Origin of the sequence: Eubacterium coprostanoligenes (genome assembly GCF_900167205.1) — a bacterium.
Lineage (GTDB): Bacteria > Bacillota > Clostridia > Oscillospirales > Acutalibacteraceae > Eubacterium_R > Eubacterium_R coprostanoligenes.
Map to the genome: position 1 here is coordinate 1 of NZ_FUWW01000026.1, position 8,388 is coordinate 8,388.

At 38.1% G+C, this 8,388-nt stretch carries 7 protein-coding genes, 2 tRNA genes and 1 rRNA gene; 4 read left to right on the forward strand and 6 right to left on the reverse strand.

Annotation, left to right across the window (positions count from 1 at the left end; genetic code table 11):
* The 3 genes from B5D29_RS08220 to gpr form a co-directional block, all read right to left on the reverse strand.
* Window positions 1-124 (reverse strand): 16S ribosomal RNA (locus B5D29_RS08220); the annotation flags it as partial.
* Window positions 125-736: 612 nt separating this feature from the next.
* Entirely contained in the window at window positions 737-1,888 is a 1,152-nt protein-coding gene (gene spoIIP, locus B5D29_RS08230; protein ID WP_078769086.1) for a stage II sporulation protein P, read from the reverse strand.
* Window positions 1,889-1,946: 58 nt separating this feature from the next.
* Complete coding sequence (gpr, locus tag B5D29_RS08235; protein ID WP_159443449.1) at window positions 1,947-2,771, reverse strand: GPR endopeptidase; 825 nt, start codon at window positions 2,769-2,771, stop codon at window positions 1,947-1,949.
* A gap of 160 nt (window positions 2,772-2,931) precedes the next feature.
* On the opposite strand from gpr, the gene rpsT reads away from it, so the two are divergent.
* Window positions 2,932-3,189 carry a 30S ribosomal protein S20 gene (gene rpsT / locus B5D29_RS08240; protein WP_078769088.1) on the forward strand — a complete coding sequence of 86 codons (258 nt, stop codon included), beginning with the start codon at window positions 2,932-2,934 and terminating at the stop codon, window positions 3,187-3,189.
* Window positions 3,190-3,239: 50 nt separating this feature from the next.
* On the opposite strand, the gene asnB is transcribed toward rpsT, so the two are convergent.
* Window positions 3,240-5,063 carry an asparagine synthase (glutamine-hydrolyzing) gene (gene asnB / locus B5D29_RS08245; protein ID WP_078769089.1) on the reverse strand — a complete coding sequence of 608 codons (1,824 nt, stop codon included), beginning with the start codon at window positions 5,061-5,063 and terminating at the stop codon, window positions 3,240-3,242.
* Between the two features lie 128 nt (window positions 5,064-5,191).
* Between asnB and B5D29_RS08250 the strand changes: the two genes are divergently transcribed.
* The 3 genes from B5D29_RS08250 to B5D29_RS08260 all read left to right on the forward strand — a co-directional run bounded on the left by B5D29_RS08250 (window position 5,192) and on the right by B5D29_RS08260 (window position 6,991).
* Window positions 5,192-5,267 (forward strand) — tRNA-Thr (locus B5D29_RS08250).
* A 36-nt stretch (window positions 5,268-5,303) separates the two neighbouring features.
* A tRNA-Tyr gene (locus tag B5D29_RS08255) sits at window positions 5,304-5,388 on the forward strand.
* A 655-nt stretch (window positions 5,389-6,043) separates the two neighbouring features.
* A complete protein-coding gene (locus tag B5D29_RS08260) occupies window positions 6,044-6,991 on the forward strand; it encodes a YHYH domain-containing protein (RefSeq protein WP_078769090.1) in 948 nt (315 codons plus the stop codon).
* 97 nt (window positions 6,992-7,088) lie between these two features.
* On the opposite strand, the gene B5D29_RS08265 is transcribed toward B5D29_RS08260, so the two are convergent.
* The gene (locus B5D29_RS08265) at window positions 7,089-7,331 is read right to left on the reverse strand and encodes a hypothetical protein (RefSeq protein WP_078769091.1); all 243 of its coding nucleotides are present in this window, start codon (window positions 7,329-7,331) and stop codon (window positions 7,089-7,091) included.
* 246 nt (window positions 7,332-7,577) lie between these two features.
* A partial coding sequence (locus B5D29_RS08270; protein ID WP_207651118.1) for a hypothetical protein occupies window positions 7,578-8,388 on the reverse strand: 811 nt, incomplete at its 5' end.

Consider the following 8,388-nt stretch of genomic DNA (forward strand, 5'->3'; position numbering starts at 1 on the left):
ACCCGTCCGCCACTCAGTCATATCAGAATTCATCCGAAGAATCGTTCGTCAAGCTTCGTTCGACTTGCATGTGTTAGGCACGCCGCCAGCGTTCGTCCTGAGCCAGGATCAAACTCTTAAAACTTTGTATTAATCATTCCATACAGAATGTACTAATCTTAATCATTCGAAACCTCTCAGTTCTCTCGAACCTGTCGTTTCATTACTGTTATTTTATGTTCCGTAGAACATGGAGTTCAGTTACTCAATTATCTTAATCGGGTTCCTTACTTTTTCGTCGTTGTTTAATTTTCAAGGTCCTTATCGTCTTGCTCTCTCGCTGACGACTTGTACATCTTACCACCTCATTACCCAAATGTCAACACTTTTTTTGAAAGTTTTTTCGCCTTTGAACACCCCTCCTCGTGTTCCGTGCAGTTAGTTATTCAAAGTATCTACAATATCTGTGTTTTTCGGGAAAATTCTACACAACATATATAAAACAGCCCCTATATTGAGCTAAATCACTATCGGTTTAAAATTCAACACTTTTTCAATCTTTTTAAAGATCATTATAATATCTTCATATTTTATTGTTATATCAAAAAATCTTATTGACTCATTTGTGACCGTCAACAGGTTTGCATTGTCATATCCCAAAGAAGCCGTGTTGTAATAAGCAACAGCTATGCCCACCAACAACACGACTACTGAAAGTAACAACATATTTATTACATACTTCCTTGATTTCACACAATCATTCCTTTACATACTTCTCATTTAACAACTGCCCAAGGGCATTGCCGAACATCCTTGCCGAATAACAGGCTTCATCCAAAGTATTTGCGTCCGTACCGACTTCAAGCAGGAACGAATAATGAGTTTCGTACATATTATACTTACGCTCGGAAAACAAAATCGGACGCATCAAGCCGGGATAAAGCTCGTTAACCTTATTTTGAACCTGCAAATCAAATTTTAGATTTTCTTCCCAATCGGGAAAATTCTTTACCCTGTTATATTCACAACCTGATATAATCATCATTCGGGCAGCTTTTTTGCCGTTGATTTTTGCAGTCGGTTTTACCTTGGTTTTATTTGAATATGTAATATCATCACGGTGGACATCTATCGTAACTTCTATTGACGGATACTGTTCAAGATATTTTTCAATTGTTGCACGTGAGCTGTCATAGGATTTTGTGTAATCCTTATCGTGAATGGTTCTGTCGTGAATCACATTGAAACCCTGCTTTTCGAGATAAGCCGTCAAATCATCTCCGACACGCACCATATTCCTTGCGGAATTATTCGACCTCGCATCGGAGCTTATATAATAACCCGTATCCAGAAGAGAATACGCCTCGGTTGTGTGCGAATGATAAATAAGGATGGTCGGTTTTGATTTGTCATAAATCGTCAAATCGGAACCTTGACTGAGCAACGCTTTTATATTAGGAGAATAGAACGATTTTGGTATCTTGGTTTGAATTTGCAAATTGCCGTATGACACAATTGTGCCACCGCCTTGATATGCTTCCTCACTTGTCTTGCCCTTTGATTTTGATTTCGTTGTCGTCTTTTTTGCCTTATTCATCAGCCGTACAATATCCGAGGGTGTCTGCTGAATATCCGTATAGTCCTTGCTGTCCTTGGCACTTATACTGTTCATCACAGACTTTTCCTCTTCGGGTACGGTATTAGTAGTATTCTCCTCCACAGCGGAACTACTATTTGAAAATGTTGCCTTTGCATTGTTATAAATCAAGGCAGGTGAACCCAATTTCAAAATTGACAAAGAAAAAGCAGTGAGCGGTTTTTCAATCAGCGGAGAAAGATTGACGATTATACCAACTATTCCGAACAATATAATAGTATTAATTATTATAATTATAATATTCTTTTTCATTATAGCACCATATATTAAACAATTTTTCACATCTAATTATATGATGTCGGGATAATCATTATCCCACGAGAGCCAACAAATCCTCAACGCTCAAGTTTTTTTGGAAACAAACATTGATTCCCATACCGATGAGCTTTGCACCCTGCTGACAAATTCGGTCAATCTCACGAGGAGTAACAAAAACATCATCGTTGCCATTGCCTGAAATTATCCCGGTGCTGACAACGGTCGGTATTCCCACAGCAACAACAGGCACACCGAGAGTTGCCTTTGATATTTCGTGCCTATGATTGCCGACACCCGAGCCGGGAGAAATCCCCGAATCGGAAAATTGAATTGTTGTGCCGAGCCTTTCTGCCGAACCTGCTGCAAGCGCATCCACGGCAATAACGCATGACGGCTTTGTTTGTTCGACAATCCCCTTGATGATTTCGCAAGTTTCTATTCCCGTGTCGCCAAGCACACCCGTGTTGACACAAGACACAGGAAAAAGTGACGGCAAGCCAATATCGCTTTTCAAACTGTCGGAAATATGCCGAGTTGCCAAAACGAATGACGAAGTTGACGGTCCGAGCGAATCGGCAGTTATTTTTTTGTTGCCCAAACCGACAACAAGAACCGAGGTCAAATTTTTTGGCATAACTGATTTCAGCACGGTAGAAAATTCTTCAAGTCTGCCGTCCAAAATATCGGTGTCGTTCACAAATGAATTCACATCAAGTACAACATATTTTCCGACAGGTTTGCCAATGGCTTTTGAGCCGTTTTCGTTGAGCACTTCAACGGTTGTTATGTTGTCGTCCTCGGTAATTTTCACTCCTGACAAAGCCGTCTTTTCGTTTTCTTCATAGCATTCTACTGCCAAATCCGTGCGATTTATCACAAAAATCACTCCAAAACTAACTAATTTTACTAAAAGTATGCCCAAAAACAAAAAAATGCTTGCATTTTACTTGAACTTGTGATAATATAAATCAGCATTAAAAAGAAATTAGGCATCAATGCCTTTATATCCAGTTTCTCGATAAAGGAGTGAAAAAGAAATGGCAAACATCAAATCAGCAAAGAAGAGAGTTTTAGTAAACCAAGCAAAGGCTGCAAACAACAAGGCTCGTAACACAGCTCTTAAGACAGCTATCAAGAAGGCTAACACAGCTATCGAAACAAATGCTGACGATAAGGAAGTTGCAGTTAAGGAAGCTGTTAAGAAGATTGACCAAGCTGCTAACCACCACCTTATCCACAAGAATTGTGCTGCAAGAAAGAAGAGCAATCTTGTTTCAAAGCTCAACAAGGCATAAGTTATTATAAACATTTAAAGGTACCGATTCGGTACCTTTTTTGTTTTGCCTTAAACATCGAACTCAACATTGTACTTTTTTATCCAAACATAAATTTGCACAATATAAGCAAGCACCTGCGGTCCACGCATAAGTTGACCGTACCACGGCTCAGCGAGGCTGTCGGGATTGTCAATCAAATCGGCAACGGATGTTTTATTCAGCATATCATAAAGCGGGCAGGATTTGTCCTCCATAACCGCTCGAGTCATATCTATAACCGTTTGGATATATTCGGGGTTAAATGTTTTTGGATAAGGGCTCTTTTTTCGCCAAGTGATAATTTCGGGCAGTTCATTTTCAAACGCTTTGCGGAGAATTCCCTTTTCTCTGCCGTTATACGCTTTTATGCTCCACGGCATATTGTAGGCATATTCTACAATTCTGTAATCGCAAAACGGCACACGCACTTCAAGAGATGTCTCCATACTCATTGCATCCTTGCGCATAAGCAGAGTTTGCATAAACCAATCCATATTGAGCACAAACATCTCACGCATACGCTTTTCCGTTTTGCTGTCGGTGTCGAGGGTGCTCGTTTTTTTGATTGTTTGAAGATAAGCGTTTCGTGCATATTCATCGCTGTGTTTCAAAAATCCATCTGCCAAAATGCTGTGACGAACATCGGTTGTTCTGCTCCATGGGAAAGTGTCCTCAAAGAGAATTTCTTTTCTGTGATACCACGGATAACCGCCGAAAATTTCATCTGCACATTCTCCGGACAAAGCTACCTTGTGACTTTTCACAACTTCTTTGCAAAACAGCAAAAGACTGCTGTCAACATCCGTAAATCCCGGACAACCTCTGGCAAAAGTGCTGTCAACAAGCGCATCTGCAACATCACGGTTTGAAAGCACAATGTTGTGGTGGTCGGAATCAATATAATCGGAGATTAATCCAATATAGTCGCTGTCCTTGTTCGGCTGAAACAGACTTGATTTGAAGTACTTGTCGTTGTCAACATAATCAACGGAATAAGTGTCGAGGACGCTGTTTCTGTCTGCCATATAATCGGAAGCAACTTTTGAAATAATCGAGCTGTCAAGTCCACCGCTCAAAAAGGTACACACAGGCACATCGGACACAAGCTGTCGCTTGATAGCATCTGTAACAAGATAATGAATATTCTCCTCGGCTTGTGATTCATTATCAGAGAACTCGCCCGCCTCAAGTTGCCAATATGTGCCAACGGACAACTTGCCGTGTTTGTAGTACATATATGACGCAGGCGGTAGCTCCTTGATGTCACGAAAAACAGTTTTGCCGATAGTTTTTGCAGGACCGAGCATAAAAATCTCATTCAATCCGTTTTCGTCACAAACAGGTTCAACTCCCTTGACCTTGAGCAAAGTGTCGATTCGTGACGCAAACGCAAGCATTGAACCTTTGTGCGAATAAAACAGAGGCTTAACGCCGATTCTGTCACGGCACAAAAACACTTCTTCAGTGTCGGTATTGTAAATTGCAAAAGCAAAAATCCCGTTGAGTTTTTCGGCACAATGTTCCTGCCAAAGATGAAAACTTTTCAGCACAACCTCGGTGTCGCACGAAGTGTCAAACACATAACCATGAAAACGAAGTTCTCGACGAACCTCATCGGTGTTGTAGATTTCACCGTTATACACAATTATGTATTTGCCAAACCTCATAGGCTGACTTCCCTTTTCAGGGTCGATGATGCTCAACCGCCTGTGAACAAGCACCGCATTTCGGCTCACATACTCGCCTCTCGCATCAGGTCCACGCATTTTGAGCGAATTGCTCACCTGCCAAATCATCTTCTTTTCCTGTCTTAAATCAATGTCGTCACAGAGTATTCCTGCGATTCCGCACATAAAAAATCACCTCGAAATATACTATGCAAAATGAAGCGAGAAGTCCATCAAAAAAAGTCAAAACTTTTTTAAAAAAATGCTTGACATTGGATGTTGTTTATGATATTATGTACAAGCGTTAAGGAAACGCTGGTGTAGCTCAGTTGGTAGAGCAGCTGATTTGTAATCAGCAGGTCAGGGGTTCAAGTCCGTTCACCAGCTCCACAGGGAGATAACCTCGGTTATCTCCCCAAATAATATGGAAGAGTTCCCGAGTGGCCAAAGGGAACAGACTGTAAATCTGTCGTCAATGACTTCGGTGGTTCGAATCCACCCTCTTCCACCAGAAAAAAGAGTAATCGTTTCGGTTACTCTTTTCTTTATTTTATAGAAAATTCTTTTGCGGGTGGATGAGAACCACACACTATCAATGCGACGGCTTGCGTAGCAAGCGAACTCTCGAGCATAGCTCGAGCCCACCCTCTTCCACCGAAAAAAAGAGCGATCGTTTCGGTTGCTATTTTGTTCTTTTCTTCTTTTCAATAAAGGCAATCAATAAAAACTCTATTGACATTGTCATTTGATTTTGGTATACTTTCTTCAATGAATTTGATTTTGCTGTTGTACGCGGTCGGAATTATACCGACATTTCGTGACAGTAAATCAAATTCATTTTTTATTTAAAACATGATTTTGAAGATGTGTTTTTTTAATCATAAATTTTACATTTTCCAAAATGAACTTGTATTTCTTTGGAAAAATGATATTATATATTAAAAGAAGTCTACTTTCTTTAACTTCATCATTCCAAACAAATACTCAAAATGTACAAAGTAAACTTATAATAGTACAAAAATAATCCAAGGTAAATATTATCATTTGATATTTAATAATATTATCGTATAACTATACTAACATTAGTTATCGCCATAGTATTCTTTGGAATAAAAATATTCGGTTTTGTTATAGGAATTAAAAATAAATAATAGCGGTATTTAGTTATGAAATTAAAAAAGATTTTAACCTTCATTATCAGCCTGGTAGTGTGCATTTCAATTTGTGGATTAGTTTTTGCGCATCCAGGCAGACTTGATGAAAGCGGTGGTCATTGGGACCACAGCACAGGAACATATCATTATCACACAGGCGAAAACGCAGGTAAAAAACAAAGTTCATCCAATTCATACAATTATTATGATAATGACTATTATAACGATGAAAAAGATTTGACTTACGAAAACATTATCGACGATTTATTAGATCAACTTGATGAAAAAGATAATGAAATAGATAAACTAAATAAAAAACTGTATGATTTAAATAATAAATTTGAAAAAGAACAAGAAAAGAACAAGAAAAAATATTTAGCTGCAATTATTGTGCTCACCGCTCTTACAGTAACATTCCTTTATTTCTTTATTTTAAAATGTAGCGATGCAAAAGATTATAAAAAGGGGAAAGAAGAATTTGAAGAGTATTTAAGAAACGAGCGCGACGAAAACAAAAAATTAGAGAATGAAATTTCCACTTTGGAAAACGAAATCAACGAGCAAAAGAGCATAAATTCCAGTCTGAAAGCAGTTGCTTTAAATTCACAAGCGTTCATTAAAAACATATACAAAACCAATACCATCAACAAAATTGCAAATGTTCCGGAAGACATACATCTATATTTTGAAAACGATAAATTGCAACTAAACGATGTGCTATATCCTGATTATGAATATGGCAGATACACAGGATATATATCTGAAACAGGAAAATGTTTTCACATGAAAAAAGGTTGCACTGGAGCAATTAAACCAATTTGTATATTAGACAAAAAAGCAATAAAAGATAAAAAGCCATGCTTAAAATGTTGTCGCTTCATTGATATTCCAACTTGGGCATTAACATATCAAAATCTTGTTGAGTATGCAAAGGAAAACGGCATCAAATTTAACAATTAAATAAAAAACCCCTTGCCTGCGCCAACAGACAAAGGGGAAGAATAAGGTGTGATCACGCTTATTCCTGCAAAAGCATCATCAAACTTTTCATCGTGGTTTAATTGAGTGTTTCGTGATTTTCTATTGTCTTCTCCTCGCAAGTCAACATCACCGTCATTTTCAGTATATCCTGTTCCGTTGTCGGAATCTTCTGCTCGTATCTTTCGATTAGCCAGTCCGTCATTTGGTTTTGTTGTTCTTCTTCCATCAAGAAATTCATCGCCGTGTTCGCTGTATCAACTGTTGCTCCTATAAGTTTTAACATTGTCAAACAATCCGTCTGCGCTTGTGTCAATTTCATAATAGTCGCCCTAATAATTTCCTTTCGATTTCTTACTTACAATATGCGGATTATTATCAACATCATTATACTCATAATAATAATTACCGTCAACACTTGTATCTTTCTAGTACCGAATATCAGACTTATTTGTAGGTGTAGCATGGTCAATCAGTTTAATTTGAAGTATATTTATTGACATTATCCTGATTTTTGGATATACTATTTATAGTGGTTGCTGGCGATTTGACGCCCGGCTCCACTTTTTTATTTGCAAAACATCATATATTTTCGAGAATATCTTCCGGTGTCACTTGAAACGCTTCCTGTATCTTCTTGAGGACTTCTTCTTCCGACGGATTTGTCGAAAGTATTTGTTCCATTTTCAACACTGCCTCGTCCGATGACATTATATCGGTTAGTACGATTGTTGTATTCGGCGAGTAAGTATGAAGTACCTTTAATGCGAGCTCTGAGTAAAGATTCATACACTTTCCTGTTATCATAACCTAACTCCTTTAAATCATTAATATATTTTGCAATATTGTGATATTGTGACGGCACATCATCTTCAATATTAGTATCAATCTTTCCGATTGCATACACATCCGTTATTCTCTGTCCGTCCTCAAATTCGTCATACACGACATATTTGTATTGATACTCGGACTTGTTTTCGCATTCAACAAGCATTGAATTGTCACTTATGCGCAGTCCGTTATCATTACCTGTCATTATAGCATTATTATGCTTTTTCTTTTCATCACCTGTCAATGCTTTGGTAAAGTTTGTATCTTTCGAGTACCGAATATCGGACTTGTCTGTAGGTATGGCATTGTCAATCCGTTTGATTTTAAGCATATTTATTGACATAATCAAGTAAATTGGATATACTAATTTTGGAATCGGTAGAAAGTGTAGAAACTTTCGGGGATAAGCTCCCACCCGGTTCCGTTTTTTTAGCGGAACAGAGACACCAACAGCGTCTTTAACTTCTGTTATTTTTATATCACCAAAAATGATATTCTCTTTTTTTATTGACATTATCATTTGATTTTGGTATACTTTCATCAATAGC